21 protein-coding genes and 1 pseudogene are annotated in these 15,103 nt (G+C 38.1%); 13 read left to right on the top strand and 9 right to left on the bottom strand.

The genetic code is table 11. The features are described from left to right. The first annotated feature begins 185 nt into the window (after positions 1 to 185). From AC2JBO_RS34625 to AC2JBO_RS34655, 7 genes and pseudogenes are all read left to right on the top strand, one after another. Positions 186 to 527, top strand: coding sequence for a hypothetical protein (locus tag AC2JBO_RS34625; protein ID WP_496958176.1), 342 nt, complete (start codon positions 186 to 188; stop codon positions 525 to 527). After that, entirely contained in the window at positions 524 to 919 is a 396-nt protein-coding gene (locus AC2JBO_RS34630; protein WP_496958177.1) for a hypothetical protein, read from the top strand. The genes AC2JBO_RS34625 and AC2JBO_RS34630 overlap by 4 nt, the downstream gene beginning before the upstream one ends. A 219-nt stretch (positions 920 to 1,138) precedes the next feature. After that, positions 1,139 to 1,327 carry a hypothetical protein gene (locus AC2JBO_RS34635; protein WP_496958178.1) on the top strand — a complete coding sequence of 63 codons (189 nt, stop codon included), beginning with the start codon at positions 1,139 to 1,141 and terminating at the stop codon, positions 1,325 to 1,327. Positions 1,328 to 1,398: 71 nt separating this feature from the next. Then, the gene (locus AC2JBO_RS34640) at positions 1,399 to 1,716 is read left to right on the top strand and encodes a hypothetical protein (RefSeq protein WP_496958179.1); all 318 of its coding nucleotides are present in this window, start codon (positions 1,399 to 1,401) and stop codon (positions 1,714 to 1,716) included. Between the two features lie 404 nt (positions 1,717 to 2,120). Then, on the top strand, positions 2,121 to 2,777 hold the full coding sequence (locus AC2JBO_RS34645) for an effector-associated domain EAD1-containing protein (RefSeq protein ID WP_496958180.1): 657 nt from the start codon (positions 2,121 to 2,123) through the stop codon (positions 2,775 to 2,777). A 29-nt stretch (positions 2,778 to 2,806) separates the two neighbouring features. After that, positions 2,807 to 3,955, top strand: coding sequence for an AAA-like domain-containing protein (locus tag AC2JBO_RS34650; protein WP_496958181.1), 1,149 nt, complete (start codon positions 2,807 to 2,809; stop codon positions 3,953 to 3,955). Then, positions 3,952 to 5,091: pseudogene (locus AC2JBO_RS34655) on the top strand (AAA-like domain-containing protein); the annotation flags it as partial. The gene AC2JBO_RS34650 and the pseudogene AC2JBO_RS34655, both read left to right, overlap by 4 nt. A 224-nt stretch (positions 5,092 to 5,315) precedes the next feature. On the opposite strand, the gene AC2JBO_RS34660 reads toward AC2JBO_RS34655, so the two are convergent. Further along, positions 5,316 to 6,815 (bottom strand): ATP-binding protein, encoded by a 1,500-nt coding sequence (locus tag AC2JBO_RS34660; protein WP_496958182.1) that lies wholly within the window; start codon positions 6,813 to 6,815, stop codon positions 5,316 to 5,318. Between the two features lie 208 nt (positions 6,816 to 7,023). Beyond that, entirely contained in the window at positions 7,024 to 7,239 is a 216-nt protein-coding gene (locus AC2JBO_RS34665; RefSeq protein ID WP_496958183.1) for a pentapeptide repeat-containing protein, read from the bottom strand. A gap of 212 nt (positions 7,240 to 7,451) precedes the next feature. Here AC2JBO_RS34665 and AC2JBO_RS34670 point away from each other — a divergent pair, with 212 nt between their 5' ends. From AC2JBO_RS34670 to AC2JBO_RS34680, 3 genes are all read left to right on the top strand, one after another. After that, entirely contained in the window at positions 7,452 to 7,772 is a 321-nt protein-coding gene (locus tag AC2JBO_RS34670; protein ID WP_496958184.1) for a hypothetical protein, read from the top strand. A gap of 71 nt (positions 7,773 to 7,843) precedes the next feature. Then, positions 7,844 to 8,104 carry a hypothetical protein gene (locus AC2JBO_RS34675; protein WP_496958185.1) on the top strand — a complete coding sequence of 87 codons (261 nt, stop codon included), beginning with the start codon at positions 7,844 to 7,846 and terminating at the stop codon, positions 8,102 to 8,104. Next, on the top strand, positions 8,101 to 8,400 hold the full coding sequence (locus AC2JBO_RS34680; RefSeq protein ID WP_496958186.1) for a hypothetical protein: 300 nt from the start codon (positions 8,101 to 8,103) through the stop codon (positions 8,398 to 8,400). The genes AC2JBO_RS34675 and AC2JBO_RS34680 overlap by 4 nt, the downstream gene beginning before the upstream one ends. Before the next feature lie 34 nt (positions 8,401 to 8,434). On the opposite strand, the gene AC2JBO_RS34685 is transcribed toward AC2JBO_RS34680, so the two are convergent. Both AC2JBO_RS34685 and AC2JBO_RS34690 read right to left on the bottom strand, forming a co-directional pair. Continuing rightward, positions 8,435 to 8,869, bottom strand: a complete 435-nt coding sequence (locus tag AC2JBO_RS34685) for a carboxysome distribution maintenance protein McdB (protein ID WP_496958187.1) — start codon at positions 8,867 to 8,869, stop codon at positions 8,435 to 8,437. 3 nt (positions 8,870 to 8,872) lie between these two features. Then, positions 8,873 to 9,652, bottom strand: a complete 780-nt coding sequence (locus tag AC2JBO_RS34690) for a ParA family protein (protein ID WP_496958188.1) — start codon at positions 9,650 to 9,652, stop codon at positions 8,873 to 8,875. 838 nt (positions 9,653 to 10,490) lie between these two features. Between AC2JBO_RS34690 and AC2JBO_RS34695 the strand changes: the two genes are divergently transcribed. Continuing rightward, on the top strand, positions 10,491 to 11,003 hold the full coding sequence (locus tag AC2JBO_RS34695) for a peptidoglycan-binding domain-containing protein (protein WP_496958189.1): 513 nt from the start codon (positions 10,491 to 10,493) through the stop codon (positions 11,001 to 11,003). Between the two features lie 141 nt (positions 11,004 to 11,144). Here AC2JBO_RS34695 and AC2JBO_RS34700 read toward each other — a convergent pair whose 3' ends face one another. The 5 genes from AC2JBO_RS34700 to AC2JBO_RS34720 form a co-directional block, all read right to left on the bottom strand. Beyond that, the gene (locus tag AC2JBO_RS34700) at positions 11,145 to 11,573 is read right to left on the bottom strand and encodes an Hsp20/alpha crystallin family protein (RefSeq protein WP_496958190.1); all 429 of its coding nucleotides are present in this window, start codon (positions 11,571 to 11,573) and stop codon (positions 11,145 to 11,147) included. A gap of 194 nt (positions 11,574 to 11,767) precedes the next feature. Next, the gene (locus AC2JBO_RS34705; protein ID WP_496958191.1) at positions 11,768 to 12,316 is read right to left on the bottom strand and encodes a YkgJ family cysteine cluster protein; all 549 of its coding nucleotides are present in this window, start codon (positions 12,314 to 12,316) and stop codon (positions 11,768 to 11,770) included. 74 nt (positions 12,317 to 12,390) lie between these two features. Then, positions 12,391 to 12,993, bottom strand: coding sequence for a hypothetical protein (locus tag AC2JBO_RS34710; RefSeq protein ID WP_496958192.1), 603 nt, complete (start codon positions 12,991 to 12,993; stop codon positions 12,391 to 12,393). 3 nt (positions 12,994 to 12,996) lie between these two features. Beyond that, positions 12,997 to 13,521 (bottom strand): helix-turn-helix domain-containing protein, encoded by a 525-nt coding sequence (locus AC2JBO_RS34715; RefSeq protein ID WP_496958193.1) that lies wholly within the window; start codon positions 13,519 to 13,521, stop codon positions 12,997 to 12,999. Next, positions 13,518 to 13,964 carry a DUF6932 family protein gene (locus tag AC2JBO_RS34720; RefSeq protein WP_496958194.1) on the bottom strand — a complete coding sequence of 149 codons (447 nt, stop codon included), beginning with the start codon at positions 13,962 to 13,964 and terminating at the stop codon, positions 13,518 to 13,520. The genes AC2JBO_RS34715 and AC2JBO_RS34720 overlap by 4 nt, the downstream gene beginning before the upstream one ends. Positions 13,965 to 14,260: 296 nt before the next feature. Between AC2JBO_RS34720 and AC2JBO_RS34725 the strand changes: the two genes are divergently transcribed. Together AC2JBO_RS34725 and AC2JBO_RS34730 are read left to right on the top strand one after the other, a co-directional pair. Continuing rightward, positions 14,261 to 14,542 (top strand): hypothetical protein, encoded by a 282-nt coding sequence (locus AC2JBO_RS34725; protein WP_496958195.1) that lies wholly within the window; start codon positions 14,261 to 14,263, stop codon positions 14,540 to 14,542. A 173-nt stretch (positions 14,543 to 14,715) separates the two neighbouring features. After that, positions 14,716 to 15,103 (top strand): DNA cytosine methyltransferase (locus AC2JBO_RS34730; protein ID WP_496958196.1); only part of this gene is annotated, 388 nt, incomplete at its 3' end.

Below are 15,103 nucleotides of genomic sequence, written 5' to 3' on the forward strand. Positions count from 1 at the left end.
TCTTGAGAGATACTTGCTCATGCGGGTTCGTTTATATAAATTTTATTCGATTTTGTTCGCGTTAGAAAAACGCGAACAAACTTTTCTTTATTTTAGGCTATGCTCCCGCTTAACCGAGCAGTATTGCAATCGATGGAGATTTTAATGCTAAATTTAACCTATACTGGCAACCTGTTACTGAACAAATGTTACGTTGCTGGAACGATGAGGAATTTACTACAGAACAAGCAGGTTATGGGATTGCGTTCTTGATTGTTAGAGAGCTAACAAATTTAACGGTTATTGAACGTTCCAGTAAGGGTACGGGATTTGACTATTGGTTAGGGACTTTGGAGGAAAATGAAGAATTACCTTTTCAAAACAAAGTTAGGTTAGAAGTGTCGGGTATACGCTCAGGTGATGCAAGTCGTGTTAGAGCTAGAGTCAAACAAAAAAAAGAACAAACAAATCCCTCTGATGGTCAATATCCTGCTTATATTATAGTAGTGGAGTTTAGTACACCAATATCAACATTTGCTATAAAATGAGTCAAATTAAAGAAAAACATACCACAGCGATGGATTTAGCGGAAGCTGCCTTTGTTGCCAAACTTCGAGGTAATTTGGAAGAAGCTTCGCAACTTACCCGACAAGCTTTTGAGAAAGAGCAAGAAGCTGCTGCATTGATTGCTCATCAATTAGATGCAGAACCAACTCGCTCAATTTTACATCGCAGTGCTGCAACTCTGGCTGTTGATTGTGGAGAATTTAAAGCCGCAGAACGTTTAATTGCAACTGCTTTATCGGGGAATCCTCCTGAAGAAATTGCTGAAGAATTAAAAGATTTGTTTATTCAAATTAATTTACGTCCTTTTTTAGTGCGTCGTGGTATAGATGTTGATAATGAACAAATTAATGCTTTAATTTTGAAGAGTAAATAGTAATATTTTTATATCGAAAGAGTTTTTATGTGTGTTTTATAGTATTGTAATACTATATATTTAAAGGGATAATATAAGTAAACTACTAACTTAAAAATTATAAAAATTAAGTTTACCGATTATATTAAACTTAAAATTTTTATAGCATTAAATAGATTAAAATTATTAGCGTGGGGAGATAAATCCCCATGCTAAACCTAATAATAAAGGAGGTAACAAGTGAATCAAAACGGCAACGGTCGTAGACGATTGTTTGACCCGGTACTAATTTTTCTTCGATTAATCCAGGGATACTGGGAGCGAAGAAATTTAGTAAGTGGTGAGACAACAATTGTTGATGACCAAACCGTCGAAGAAGACTTACAGGATAGACTTGACAATCCTGAGTCTGACAATCAAAACAACTAATTGTACTTAATTAGCAGTCCCTAGTTGCACCTGGGGACTGTTTCTTCATTGTAGTAAAGATATATAAAATTATGCTAGCAGATCTAGACACCTCAGTTGTAATGCCAGTTTACTATCAAGTGGCTCGGCGCCAAGGTAAACAGTGGGCATTTATACATGGAGAGGTATTTTACAATCATTACAATTTACCACGCTTTTCGATTGAGGATACATTTGCAGGGTTCGGAACCTCGCTTACGTCAGTCGCAAGAGAGCTTTTTAATATCAATGGCGGTCAAGAAGGATATTATTTAGCTAATATTCTGGAAAAAGAATATTACTACTGTGGCAAAAATCCTTATGATGTTAAAGCGAAGTTAAACGAGTTGGGAATCACTCTTACTGAGTAGATTGTGGATATTGACAAATTTGCTTTCTTAGAAATGGCGCTTCTTTTCAGGTAATGTAAACAAGATTATGAGAATAAGGCGCCACTTTTAACCTTTTGGCTTGCCAAGTTAACGACGAGTATATACTGTAAAAGGGTTGAAACTATACTTTTGAAGCAAACAGAAATCTCCAAGATGCTTCGTTCCTCAGCATGACAATAGTCTATATCTTACCCGTTCGCAGTATAAACACACCTGGCGCCAATAATAAATTGTTTGTGTAAGTATAAAATAACGAAGATTTACGAGGCGCCTGTGCTAGTAATGGTGTATTTGAAACGTTACGGCGCCGTTAAACATGTAAGAAGGTTAGAATTATTTTTACGGTTAATATATATGGATATTTTAATTCTCTGGAGGATGGAATGACGTTGAACCATTATCAGCGTAAACAATTAAAAGTTGCTTTTCTCGATGCTTTCCCTACTCAGCCAAAACTTCGGATGTTTGTCAAAGAGGAGTTTGACAAAAATTTAGATGAGTTAACATTAGGTGATGACTTACAAGTAATTGTATTCGAGTTGATTGAAAATGCGGAAGCTTATGGATGGGAGAATGAGCTTATTTCTGCCGCGCGCAATTATAACCCTGGTAATCTAAAGTTATCCGCTTTTGCTGAAGAATTGAAGTTATATACAATAGTACAAAGGCTTGAAAGCGCTCCCCAGTATAAATTACAAGAATGGTATATTAATAGTCTTTCTCATGTTCCCGGAGTTGATGAAAATTATAATAATGCTAGGTTAGAGTTACAAGATGTAATAAAAAAGATTGTTGATTACCCTACTTCACCAAATGGTAATATTCCGTTATTAACTTTTACTGAAGGGTTGATTTTACAGGTACCACTAAATAAAGATGATATATACAAAATTAGGCAAGTGGTAAATGACATCGCCAAGACAAAGTATAATATAGAGAAAAATGGGATTGAACTGCTTCGAGAGAATTTTAATGTAGAGTTTGATTCTAGGGAAGTGAAGAAAAAACTGGCGAAAAAATTGGTCAGTATGAAGCAGTAAGCTTTGAAGAGAAATTACCAGATGAAAATTTGAACAATGTAGCATCAATTGATTTAAAAGAAATTCCTGAAGCTTCCACTCCAGTAATTAGAAGTAAACACTCTGATAAACAAACTATCTTACCAGTACAAACACTCCTGAAGGTGCCAGAAATTAAATTAGAAAATCCAGAAGGATACGTACCTTTGGATTCTCCATTTTATATTGAACGTCCACCGAATGAAGTTGACTGTTACGAAACGATTCTTCAACCTGCTGCTTTGATTCGGATTAAAGCACCCCGACAATTGGGTAAAACTTCTTTGATGATACGAATTCTTGACCATGCTCGTAAAAATGGTGATTACAAAACCGTATATTTGAATTTTCAATTAGCCGATGCTGAATTCTTGAGCAGTTTAGATTTATTCTTGCAATGGTTTTGTGCCAGTATTGCTAATGAACTAAGTTTACCAGATAAGCTTGATGAATATTGGAAGGGAATTTTAGGTAGCAAAAATAAGTGTACAAGGTACTTCGAGAGGTACTTATTACCAGAAATTAATGGTTCTATAGCTTTGGGGTTGGATGAAGTTGATCAAGCCTTCAAGCATCCAGAAATTGCTGCGGACTTTTTTGGGCTGTTACGAGCTTGGCATGAACGAGCCAAAAATGACATAGATTGGAAAAAGCTCGCGTTGGTGATTGTGCATTCCAAGGAGGTTTACATACCCCTAAATATCAATCAGTCACCTTTTAATGTGGGATTACCGATTGAGTTACAAAATTTGAACCGGGCACAAGTGGAAAATTTAATACAGCAACATGGATTGAGTTGGGCTGATGACCAGACCGAACAGTTGATAAATCTAGTCGATGGGCATCCATATTTGCTAAGGGTTGCGTTGTATCAAATTGCCCGTGGTAGAATTACCCTAGAAAGACTCTGGGAGATTGCCCCAACTGAGGAAGGTCCCTACAGCGAGCATTTACGGCGCCATCTTCTCAATTTACACGAAGATGAAAAGTTGTTAGCAGCATTTAAACGGGTGCTTGCATCCTCTCAAGGAGTGGATGTGGGAAACACCGCGACTTTTAAACTACTGAGTATGGGGCTGGTTAAATTACGGGGAAACTCAGTGGCGCCAAAGTGTGATTTATATAAGAAGTATTTTGGCGCCCGTTTGGAGGTGGTATGACAAAATATCAAGTTGGTGGAAGTCTTCCTGCCGATGCTCTTACTTATGTCACTCGTCAAGCTGACCAAGATTTGTATGAAGGATTAAAAGCGGGTGATTTTTGCTATGTGCTTAATTCTCGACAAATGGGCAAGTCGAGTTTGCGGGTACAAGTGATGCAGCGGTTAGTTTGGGAAGGTTTTGCTTGTGCGGCACTTGATATTACGGTAATTGGAACTGCGGATATTACTCCAGAACAATGGTATGCTGGGGTAATTGATACTTTGGTAAGTACTTTTAAGCTTTACGGAGATTTTGATTTAGAGACTTGGTGGTCAGAGAATAGTTTGCTGTCCCCTGTACAGAAATTGAGTAAGTTTATTGAAACAATTTTATTAGTTAAAATTAATAATCAAATTGTCATTTTTTTTGATGAAATTGATAGTCTTCTTGGCTTAAATTTTAAAGATGATTTTTTTGCAGTGATTCGGTCGTGTTATAACCAAAGGGCTGATAAGGTAGAGTATAAACGATTGACTTTTGCCTTATTGGGAGTAGCCGCTCCTTCTGATTTAATAAGTGATAAAAATCGCACACCATTTAATTTAGGAACAGCAATTCAGCTAGATGGTTTTCAATTGCACGAAGCAGCACCATTGGTACAGGGTTTAATGGATAATTCCCAAGAAGTGTTACAATCCGTATTATATTGGACAGGAGGACAGCCTTTTTTAACCCAGAAAGTATTAAAAATTTTAGCAAGTAATGTAGAGGCGAGACATGTTGCGTCTCAAGATAAACAATGGGTTTCAGAAATCATCAAAACCCACATTATTGATAATTGGGAAGATCAAGATAAACCAGAACACTTGAAAACAATACGTGACAGAATTCTTCGCAGCGAACAGCGTGCGGGCAGGCTATTAGGATTGTATCAGCAACTGACTCTTTCATCTTCTCTAATTAAAAATGAGTTTGATTCTCAAGAAGTCTCTGGAATAGCAGGAGATAATACTGCTGAACAAATGGAACTGCGGTTAACAGGGTTGGTAGTTAGGCGAGATGGTAAGTTAAAAATATATAACCGCATTTACGAGTCTGTTTTTAACGGTTCTTGGGTAGAGCAAGAGTTAGCCAAACTCCGCCCTGTTTTAGAATGATTCGTATGCAGTGCCTCTTTGAGGATAACGCGAGTTAAACTAGTTTATTATATTTTAGAGGGCGCCTACCCGATTTGGTTGGTGTTGATAAGCTCTTCTACCTCTTGACAAATTATCATATGTTTGAGCTATTGCATAATAATTATTAGCTTTTTCAAATTGATTATTTTTTTGATGACAAAATCCTCAACGGAGGGAACCTCCGCACGAGGCTGGCTCCCCTACGCGCGTATGATTGTTACGTTACGTCCTTTTAAAGTTGTGGCGTTTTTGGTTTGTAAACGGTCAATTAATGCTGGTGCGTTTTTACGTCTGTCGAATATGCATAACCATCCGTAATCTGCTTTTATTCGTGCTAAGTATGTTTCTAGTTGGTCTAAGCCTTTTTCTTCTGGGTCTTTTACTTTATCTGCCCAAGTTTTTACTTCTATTCCTAATGTGACTTTTTTATATTTTAGGCATAAGTCCATACGACCGTTTCCTATTGCATATTCCCGCTCTAATGTTCCTCCCCCATTGACGACGCGATGTAAGAATGACATTAGTACTATATGGGGTGCTATTTCTTGGTATGATGTGGTGCGAAGTAGTGGTTCCCCGTGTTGGCGCCAAAAATCTATAAATGCTTCTTTTAAAGCATCAAGGTCTAATTCGCCATCTTTATCTAACCAGGTAGGAGTAATAGTAGGTAAACTGTCAGAGGCGCCTTGAGTTAAAACACGAGGAATAATTTCTCGATAAATAGGGTTAGCTATTACTAGTCCACCATTTGGTTCTCGACGTAATAAACCTAAATCTACTAAATATTGTCGGTCATCGTCTGGTGTATTACCTAATGTATCTCCCGCTAACATTGGTTCGATTATTGCTTTGATTCTTGTTTCAGTAAGTCTATCCGCAAGAGAATCAAGGTGAGTGTCTTTACGGGAAATTAATATTTCTTTAGCTTGATTAATATGTTCTACTGTAATTGTTACTTTTGTATCAGTAACTAATTGTTCTACAATTTCTTTTGCTAAAGCGTTGATTAACCAGGGCTGTCCTTGAGTTAAATCATAAGCCATTTGGGCTGCTGAAGCCGTAAAAACCTGTCCTGTATCTAAAGTATGCTCTTGATATAATTCTACAACTTCGGCGGCATTAAAATATCTCATTGTTAATGAGCGGTCTTTAATATTGAAGGGACTTGCTGTATTTAACCTCTCTTTACCACCAGAAGCGACTTTATAATCTCGTACATCACGCATACCGACTAACCCTACAGATGAAGGAAAGTTTTTAGGACGTTCAGAATAGCTATCACGCAACTGCCGCAAAACAGATATTAATACTTGGTTTTCTAGGGAATCTATTTCATCAATAAATAATACTAACGGTCGTGGACAACTTTGTGCCCAGAGTCTGAGATTAGCTCGAATTCTCTGTCCGGGTGGTCCAGAAATCCAATCAGGGGGTTGCAAGTCGGATGGTAATCGGTCTATTATTTTATCACGCCATGTCGCCAAAATTGCAGACTCGGCGCCTCCAATATCATCTTTAAAAGCGTTTCCCACTTCTGCTGATAAAGTAACAGCACAGTACTCTCCCATGCTGGTTATTTGTTCAGCTAACGCTAGTATTGCTGTAGTTTTACCCGTTTGACGTGGTGCGTGGATTACAAAATAACTACGTTGCCTAATCAAGCGCTCAAGAGAAGGCAATCGAACGGTAGGTGACAACATGTAGTGGTCGTCCCTGTTACATGGACCTGAGATGTTGAACCAACGATACATAACAATGGAGCGCAAGCTTATTGTAACAATGCCCAGTGTAGCGCATATGAGCAAGTACTAATGCCCCGAAGCCGTAAATTACAAAATGTTATATGCAACCTGAGTTCTTGTAATATATAAAAATATCGGGCGTTGCATAAATGCGGGAAAGATTAAATCAGTTTAAATCACTACCTCGAAAATTGGCGCCGCTCAAATTACACTTAACAAATTGTGCTTTAATTAAATTGGCGCCTGGAATGCTAGCTCCCGATAAGTTACGCTCTTGAACTATTAAACGTCCATTATCAACACATCCATTATCAACCCACTGTTCGTGAGCTTCGAGCTTTAAATCTGAGAGATATACAAGCCACCGAGATTTATTTGACATAGTACTGACTCAAACAATTTAACGTGGCGCCGATGTGTATTTGATGCAATTACTGCTTGGTTCGCTGTTTGATGGAGGCGCCGTGTAACCAATTCATACTAGTTACGGCTAGGAGCTAAACATGCTATAAGTTTAAAAGATATCAACAACTAATATAACAATATCAATCTTTGTCTAGCAGTATAAAAAGTCGCTGGAACACGGCAAAAAATATGCGTCCAAACGTTGACCAAGAGAAGATAGAAAGACTTATGCAGGCTTTGGGTAGGGAAGCAAAGGGTTCAGGTTGCATCTATTTTACAGGGGGCGCCAGTGCCTTACTGATTGGATGGCGTAGTTCCACGGTTGATGTTGATATTCGTTTAGACCCTGAACCCCCAGGTATTTTTCAAGCAATTGCTAAACTTAAACAAGAATTGAATATTAATATAGAACTGGCTTCCCCACAGGATTTTTTACCTCCTCTTCCCGGTTGGCGCGACAGAAGTGTTTTTATTGGTAAACAAGGTAAAATATCAATACTGCTCGGTTAAGCTTTTTTTCGCATGATAAACAACGATATTATAAGGGTTTCAGGCTACGCTATGTCCTTAACCGAGCAGTATTGGGTAAAATATCATTTTATCATTACGACTTTACAGCCCAAGCACTTTCTAAACTGTCCAGAGGTTATGAGCGTGACAGAAACGATGTTCAAGCTATGTACGAGCAGAGATTATTTTCTTTAGAAGAGTTACGTGATTGCTTTGAAGCTATTGCACCCGAATTAGTCAGGTTTCCTTCTCTCGACTCTGATGTGTTTAGAAGCAGGGTTGAGAAATTTATAGAGCAAAACAAAGGTGAACTAGAGGAGGGTCAATTATGAATTTAGAGGAGTTACCAGGAGCAGAGTTTATCTTACCAGGAATAGATGACCTTTATAATGGCAAGACAGATACAGTTGGAGCGTTATTAATTGCAATTGCAGCAACGCGCTTAACCGAAGCAGGCTTAGATTTTCCTAGAGAGCGTTTAGTAAAAGAGCCTGAACTAACGTTGTACGCTCGTCTTCAAAACGAACAGGATGATGCTTACTCTTACTACAATGCTTTGCTAAGAAGCCTCAATAGCTTTTGCAATGCACTTGAACTTATTAATAAATATAAGGCACCGTTCCTTTAAGCAAAAAATCTCCGGCACCTGTTTATTCGTAACATTAATAAGAATTACCTAACATTGTTATTAACCGTTTAATTTGACCTACTCGCTTGCGTTGGTCGTATCTTCGTTTTGCCTCTGTAGTAATTTTTTCTACAAGTGCCTCATCTGCATTTACAACCGTCCAAGCTGCTTCTAGAAATGTTTCTACTGTGATTCCTTTGTCTTTACAAAATTGCGTTAGTTGAGAGTCAAGGTCTTTTTCTAACACAATAGCCGAATGGCGCCGTGTTTCTGGATATTGTTCAAGTTCAGCTTTGAGGGATGCAAGGGTATCTATATTATTGTTTGAGGTGTTCGCTACTTCTTCGGTAACAGGTGAAGGTTGTTGGACTTGCGGTTCGGTTGATTTGGGAACGAGTACATCTACTCTTTCGGGAACGGTTGCGCGATTGCGTTTGTTGCGAAGTTGGTTGAGTATGTTATCTGACATTGTTTAATTGCTCCCAATGTGCGCGCGGATTTTCTGGATTAAGATTTCAAAGGGATATTCTAGGTCGTTATATCCTAGTTCGCTAAGAGTTGTACGTTTGTTGATGGCTTGTTTGTACCTTTCGGATTCTCTAATGGATGGCAATACTAAATCGGCGCCAGCTTCATCACGCATTCCTTCTACTGCTGCTCGACTTTCGTGTGCTTGGGTGTTACCAAACCAACGGTCACGAAATGGTAAAATTCCTAAAACGTCGGCGCCTGTTGCCCCCACATCGCGTAAACCATTGAGTAAGTCGAGGGTACGCACCAAGGAACCATAACCTTTTACTGATGCTTCTGCGGGGATAAGCAAAAAATCTGCGGCGCCGATAACAGTTAAACAGATTTGTGACCTTTGTGGTGGAGCATCGATAATGCAAACTTTGAAGATGCTACTAACTGCTTCTAATCTGCGTTTGAGTAAAGTGGCGCCGACTCCACTGTTAGATAGATAATCTTGTACTGTGTCGAGTTGGTCGTCAGCGGGGATGAGAAATAAATTGTCGTTGTAAGCAGTGGGGTAAATGCTGTCTTCTGGTGGTACTGTTTTTTTGACAAACTCCAGCAAAGTTGGCTGGTTGGGTTCTAACTCGAATCCTAAATAAGTTGTCAGGTTATGTTGGGGGTCAGAGTCAAGCATTAAGGTTGGTAAACCAGCGCGCGATAGTAACCGACCAAGAAATAATGCACTCGTAGTTTTCCCTTGTCCCCCACTTAAGCTGGTGATAGTGATTGTCAACATATATACATTTATCAATGTAGCTTTTTAAGTTAGAGGCTTTTGGTAATTTTGTCAATGGCTAATTTTATTTAGTTAGCTTTGGCTAAATTTAGCTTTTTGGCTTTTTAGCTAAATGGATAGAGTTGGCAACGGATAGAACAGATGTAGCGGATGAGTTACGGGTTTTAAATTAGGTCTTATGTTCTAGTATGGTTTATCCGTTACATCTGTTTATCATCCGTTGCTAATTAACTTTTTGGATGGGGTTGATGGCGCCTTCTATTTTTTAAGATAATGCTGTAAGTTTTGTTATATATAAGTTGTAGCAAATTTAGCTTTTTGGAGAATTAGCTTTTTGACTGTCTAAATGGAGCCTTTAAGTTAGCTTTTATTAAAATTAGCTTTTTATACAGTTAGCTTTTACAAGACTAAATTAAGGTGTCAAAGTTAGCTTTTGGCAAATTTAGCTTTTTATGTAATTAGCTTTTGGTTTTAGTCTATTTATAAATTAGCTTTTTGCATAATTAGCTTTTAAATGACCAAGATAGAGTATTAAAGTTAGCTTTTAGCAAATTTAGCTTTTAAAAATTATTTTATAGTATATAAATCACTCTTCGATTCTAGCTTTTACGCCTTGCACATGTTGGACACCAAGTACCAACACGAATAATACTCTCAGGTATAGCTTCCCACTTATGACCTTTTTCGCACTCCCACAGTAGCTTACATTTAGTTCCTTATAAAGGCGCCTATAACCCAAAAAATAGTACCCTTTTGTGTACCAAGCAAAGTTCGTAATTCCTATTCGGCGCCGTGATGAATTAAGTATACAAACAATTCACACACAGGAAAAACGATTATGACATCTACATTTAACACCACCGCTCAACTTCAAAAGCCTGTACTCAAAGAAGGTTCTAAGGGTGATGCAGTTAAAGAGTTACAAAAACTACTATTAAAATATGGTGCATACGTAACAATTGGTAGTTCCGGCGCCTGCGTATTCCCAGGAGAAGAAGTAATTGATGGTAACTTTGGCGCTAAAACCACAGCTGCAGTTAAATTATTCCAAGCACGGATGTTCTTATTACAAGACGGTATCGTTGGTGATAAAACATGGCGTTCTTTGTTCAAAGGCGCCCCAGTTGATATGCCTGTTCTAAAAAAGGGCAGCAAAGGAGACTTAGTTAAACAGGTTCAACAAAGACTATTAGCTGGTGGTTATGAAGTTGGCGCCGTTGATGGTGAGTTTGGCAACCGTTTAGAAAAAGCTGTAAGACAGTTACAAAAAAATACTGGTTTGCCTGTTGATGGTGTAGTTGGCGACCGCACTTGGTTTGAGTTAAGCAAGATTAGTACAGTTTTCTGCTAAATTTTCACTTTATATATATAGATAGCAGGCGCCAACGGTTAATATCAATTTAACAAGCATAGAATTTGTAATAAAAAGCGCCTCCTAATATATTGGAGGCGCTATATTTTTATTACCTTTTCAACCAATTGCAATGGATGATTATGCGGAGATTTCGCCAAGGTTAACTTTGACTACCTTATTTTTTTCCGCTTCACTCTTAGGTAGTGTCAAATTTAAAATACCGTCTTTGTATTCTGCTGTTACGGCTGTATTTTGGATGCGCGCGCGTAGTGGAATTACACGTTGCAACTTGCCGTAATAAAATTCGCTTCTGGTTCTACCGTTATCTTCAGTTTTAGTTTCTGTTTTACGTTCAGCTACTATCTTAACTGCGTTTTCGGTAACTTCAATATCTACGTCTTTGGCTTCAACACCAGGTAGTTCCAGTTTAAGGTACACAGCTTCGTCTGTTTCGTGCAGTTCAGCAGCAGGTGTTCTAAATGCAGGCGCCTGGAGTTCTTCAAACAATGAATCTAATTGGCGAGTAATTGCATTCATTTCGTGCCAAGGGTTATAACGTGCTAACATTTTATATGCTCCTTTTAGCTCTTGTTTGATTAATTAGTTCGGTTTATTGTTTCGTATGTCCTTATAGTAATCAAGGCTGAAATAGTTGGAAATACGGTTTATATCACTTTTATATTTATGAAAACCGACCATTATTAATGAGATATTTATAAGTAGTAGAAATACGAAAAAATTGAGTACGGTAAACCTAACCCCTAACATCCTTCAATACAAGGTAAGGAGGTTGCTTGAGAATAATGTACCTCAAAAGGAATTGGTTCTCCACTTATTTGATTGAGTGTATTGTATACTGCCTCTGCATTACCCCAAACAACATTACTATCGCCGCGCGATGATACTTCAGTTTCAATAAACTTGCAGTAAAAATCACCATCACGAGCAACAAAATAACCGTATATGCGGCAAATAATTGGTCGTGCATCGTAGATAAGACAAGAACCGGAGTCCTCGTCAAGATACGGACAAACAATATGTGTGGGCATATTATTGGACGCTATCTGCATCAAAAGTAAATTAATTTTTTTCTTTATCTCCGAGCGTACCGATATATCAAGTGCGGCAACAGCTTCATCAATACGCATCCACTCAAGATGACTTAGCTCAGGAGGACTTGCTAGGTGGCGACAACAATGGTCACAACCCCGCTTGCACAACCACCAATCATTTTCATTACGAATCGCTTTGACTCGTAATTCGATACGCTCGTCAAGAACTTGCAACTGTTGATAGCTATCCTCGGACATAAATTCCTACTCAATTTTTTCTATAAGCTTTAATATTCTCCTACCTGTGATTATTTTAATGTAAAAAATAACACTTACTTTATACATGCAGGAGTTAACCAATTCTGCTCATGTAAACGCTGCCAAGCCTTACGAATATGTTGAGGCGCCAATAATTTACGTTTTCGTTCACTCCATTCATGTACAAGAGAAATAGCTTGTGTACTATCAACAGCAGGATTAGTTTCTTTCGTTGCTACCCAATGAACTGTTGCAAGTAATTCCATCCCATAAGGTGTTTCATAGCCAAATATTAAATTACCTACTCGCTCTAACCGTTGTTGCGCTTGGGGTTCGTTATCCAAAAAAGCTTGTGCTGCAACTCTTGCTTCTGGCAATACATAAATTTCTGCACGGGGGGCTTTAGTTGTCCCATCTCCATAACCACAAATATAATGTCCTTCCATATCTCTCAAAACATGGTTAAGGTTATGAGCATAGGGACCATATATGTGTTTTACATAAGGCAGTCTTAATGGTTCCCCAGCTTCTTGTAAAAAGTAAGCAAGTTTTTGAATTTCTAGAAAAGTCAACTCGTAACCTGGAATACCATAAAGTTCGAGCAACCGAATAAACAACGCACGCGCGCGCGTCATATATGGTTTTGTTATGGCGCCGTTTACATAAGTCACACTCATTAACTAAGATGCCTTAATCGTTGAATTATCAACATGTTGTGCTTGTCTCACCTTCATTATTTCCTCACTCATCAAATCGTTAATTTCTGACACAACAGTACAATGCTGTAACCTAACACCCAAAACATCCGCCACTTCTATTACTGTATCAAAGCTAGCATTTTTATAATTCCTCTTCTCATACTCCTTAATTTTGTCCTCAGTAAAATTCGTAAGTATTGCTAGCTCCTTCTCTGTAATCTTCTTAGCAATTCTCGTCTTAATTAAAATATCACCAATATCATCCAGACGCACGTTACTAGTCGATAAAACTAAAGGAGTATCTGGATTGTGGCTAATTAAATTTTCATACTCTACAATTTCATCTAATAAATTTCTAATTTGGGCAAAGTAAGAATCAATTATTAACTGCCACCCTTCAGGGTCTTTTTGTTTTTTACTCTCATTTTGATGTAAGCTAACAATCCCTTCCTGAAACTTCTTAACCCAAGATTTAGTTACTTGATATTGATGTTCATCCTTAATCATACGTCCCACTCCAATAAATTTATAGCAATAATACCTTTACGATTCTGTTCTCTATCCCGCTGGAAAAAGTCAATTGACATTATAGACTCATCTACAAGTTGGTCAGATGGATATATTTCACCCCCATACTTAGCTTTTTGAGCATCACTGTTAAAAAAATTTAATATTTGTGGTGCATTCTTCCTCAAATACTCAATATCAACAGTATCATCTCTGTCCCAACACATATCAAAATCCTTGGGCTTTGATTCAATTGTAACAAAACTTCCGTTTAAGTACGCTGTTCGACAGCCAGCTTCAAACAATTGAGTTAGTACGGTTTCTATTCCACGTATCAATGTTCGACGACGTGGATTATAACCGAATCTCTCTTTAAACTCATCCCATGTACAGAAATGTACCCCTGGTGGTAGATTACCATTTTCATCAAAATCCGGAATCATTACAAAAACAACGCGCCATTACAATAATAAAATAATATCATTAACAGCGTTATTTCATATAAAATTGATGTAATAAATACTGAATAAATGTTTGTCTTTAACGTCATAAATAATAACTAATCTGACAAAACTTAAAATCACCCAATCCAATAGAAAGTTATAATTCGATTGTATATCAACAGTGTTTAATATTATTAAAATTAGAATAAATCATATACTGACTACATTTTAAGCTTGCGGCGCCATATGGACGCAACCACCCAAGCATAGTCGGGTAGTTGCTCTCTTAAATCTATATGCAGGAAAGAACAGCAACAATTGTAGCTCCCACAGCGAGGATGGGAGCTACCCAAACACTACCACTTACCAAAAGTGGAATTGAAATTACGCCTAATGCCAAAATCAAGGCTAATCTTTTGACACAAACTAAGCGTAAAGGGCGCACAGACGAGTATCGAGTTACTCCTACCAGCAAATGGGTTCCGGCGGACGAGCTAGATAATATTCGCAAAACTCTCGCTACCAAAGCCACCAAAGCATCGGATGATTCAGATGAAGAGGCACCATCAACCAATTAACATTCATAAAATTTTATATTTTTGTGTGCCTTACCCACTGATTGTTAATTACCGTGTAAAAATTTCGTTTTATAGGGTGCGTTCATCATGGTCAAAGTTGATATACTCACAAAGCACGGAAATTTTTAATAGTCTAATTAGAAATATTTGGTACAGTCCATAACATCAAAAACGTGAAATCAGTAGAGTTATTTACAGGCGCCGGGGGTTTGGCGATGGGAACGGCGAAAGCTGGTTTCCATCACTTAGCACTTGTGGAGCGCGATAAACATAGCTGTCACACCATCCGTGAAAATCAACAGCGCTCTAATAATGTTGTTAGTAACTGGCGCCTTCATCAAATGGACGTGGCGGATTTTGATACCTCTACTATTAGTGAGGAAATAGACTTATTAGCTGGTGGCCCACCTTGCCAACCTTTTTCAATTGGTGGCAGACACGGCGCCTATCTTGATGAACGAGATATGTTTCCCCAGTTTTTTCGGGCAGTACGCGAATTACGTCCCAAAGCCTTTTTAATTGAGAATGTACGCGGATTGCTGCGTCAAAATTTTATCAATT

It is taken from the genome of Calothrix sp. CBUCES-K 9914 (genome assembly GCF_059640475.1).

Coding starts and splice junctions, on each gene's coding strand:
- AC2JBO_RS34690 (WP_496958188.1), bottom strand. CDS start 9,652: ATGTTGACAATCACTATCACCAGCTTAAGTGGGGGACAAGGGAAAACT.
- AC2JBO_RS34640 (WP_496958179.1), top strand. CDS start 1,399: ATGCTAGCAGATCTAGACACCTCAGTTGTAATGCCAGTTTACTATCAA.
- AC2JBO_RS34665 (WP_496958183.1), bottom strand. CDS start 7,239: ATGTCAAATAAATCTCGGTGGCTTGTATATCTCTCAGATTTAAAGCTC.
- AC2JBO_RS34700 (WP_496958190.1), bottom strand. CDS start 11,573: ATGTTAGCACGTTATAACCCTTGGCACGAAATGAATGCAATTACTCGC.
- AC2JBO_RS34680 (WP_496958186.1), top strand. CDS start 8,101: ATGAATTTAGAGGAGTTACCAGGAGCAGAGTTTATCTTACCAGGAATA.
- AC2JBO_RS34625 (WP_496958176.1), top strand. CDS start 186: ATGTTACGTTGCTGGAACGATGAGGAATTTACTACAGAACAAGCAGGT.
- AC2JBO_RS34630 (WP_496958177.1), top strand. CDS start 524: ATGAGTCAAATTAAAGAAAAACATACCACAGCGATGGATTTAGCGGAA.
- AC2JBO_RS34725 (WP_496958195.1), top strand. CDS start 14,261: ATGCAGGAAAGAACAGCAACAATTGTAGCTCCCACAGCGAGGATGGGA.
- AC2JBO_RS34670 (WP_496958184.1), top strand. CDS start 7,452: ATGCGTCCAAACGTTGACCAAGAGAAGATAGAAAGACTTATGCAGGCT.
- AC2JBO_RS34710 (WP_496958192.1), bottom strand. CDS start 12,993: ATGAGTGTGACTTATGTAAACGGCGCCATAACAAAACCATATATGACG.
- AC2JBO_RS34660 (WP_496958182.1), bottom strand. CDS start 6,815: ATGTTGTCACCTACCGTTCGATTGCCTTCTCTTGAGCGCTTGATTAGG.
- AC2JBO_RS34705 (WP_496958191.1), bottom strand. CDS start 12,316: ATGTCCGAGGATAGCTATCAACAGTTGCAAGTTCTTGACGAGCGTATC.
- AC2JBO_RS34685 (WP_496958187.1), bottom strand. CDS start 8,869: ATGTCAGATAACATACTCAACCAACTTCGCAACAAACGCAATCGCGCA.
- AC2JBO_RS34695 (WP_496958189.1), top strand. CDS start 10,491: ATGACATCTACATTTAACACCACCGCTCAACTTCAAAAGCCTGTACTC.
- AC2JBO_RS34715 (WP_496958193.1), bottom strand. CDS start 13,521: ATGATTAAGGATGAACATCAATATCAAGTAACTAAATCTTGGGTTAAG.
- AC2JBO_RS34645 (WP_496958180.1), top strand. CDS start 2,121: ATGACGTTGAACCATTATCAGCGTAAACAATTAAAAGTTGCTTTTCTC.
- AC2JBO_RS34720 (WP_496958194.1), bottom strand. CDS start 13,964: ATGATTCCGGATTTTGATGAAAATGGTAATCTACCACCAGGGGTACAT.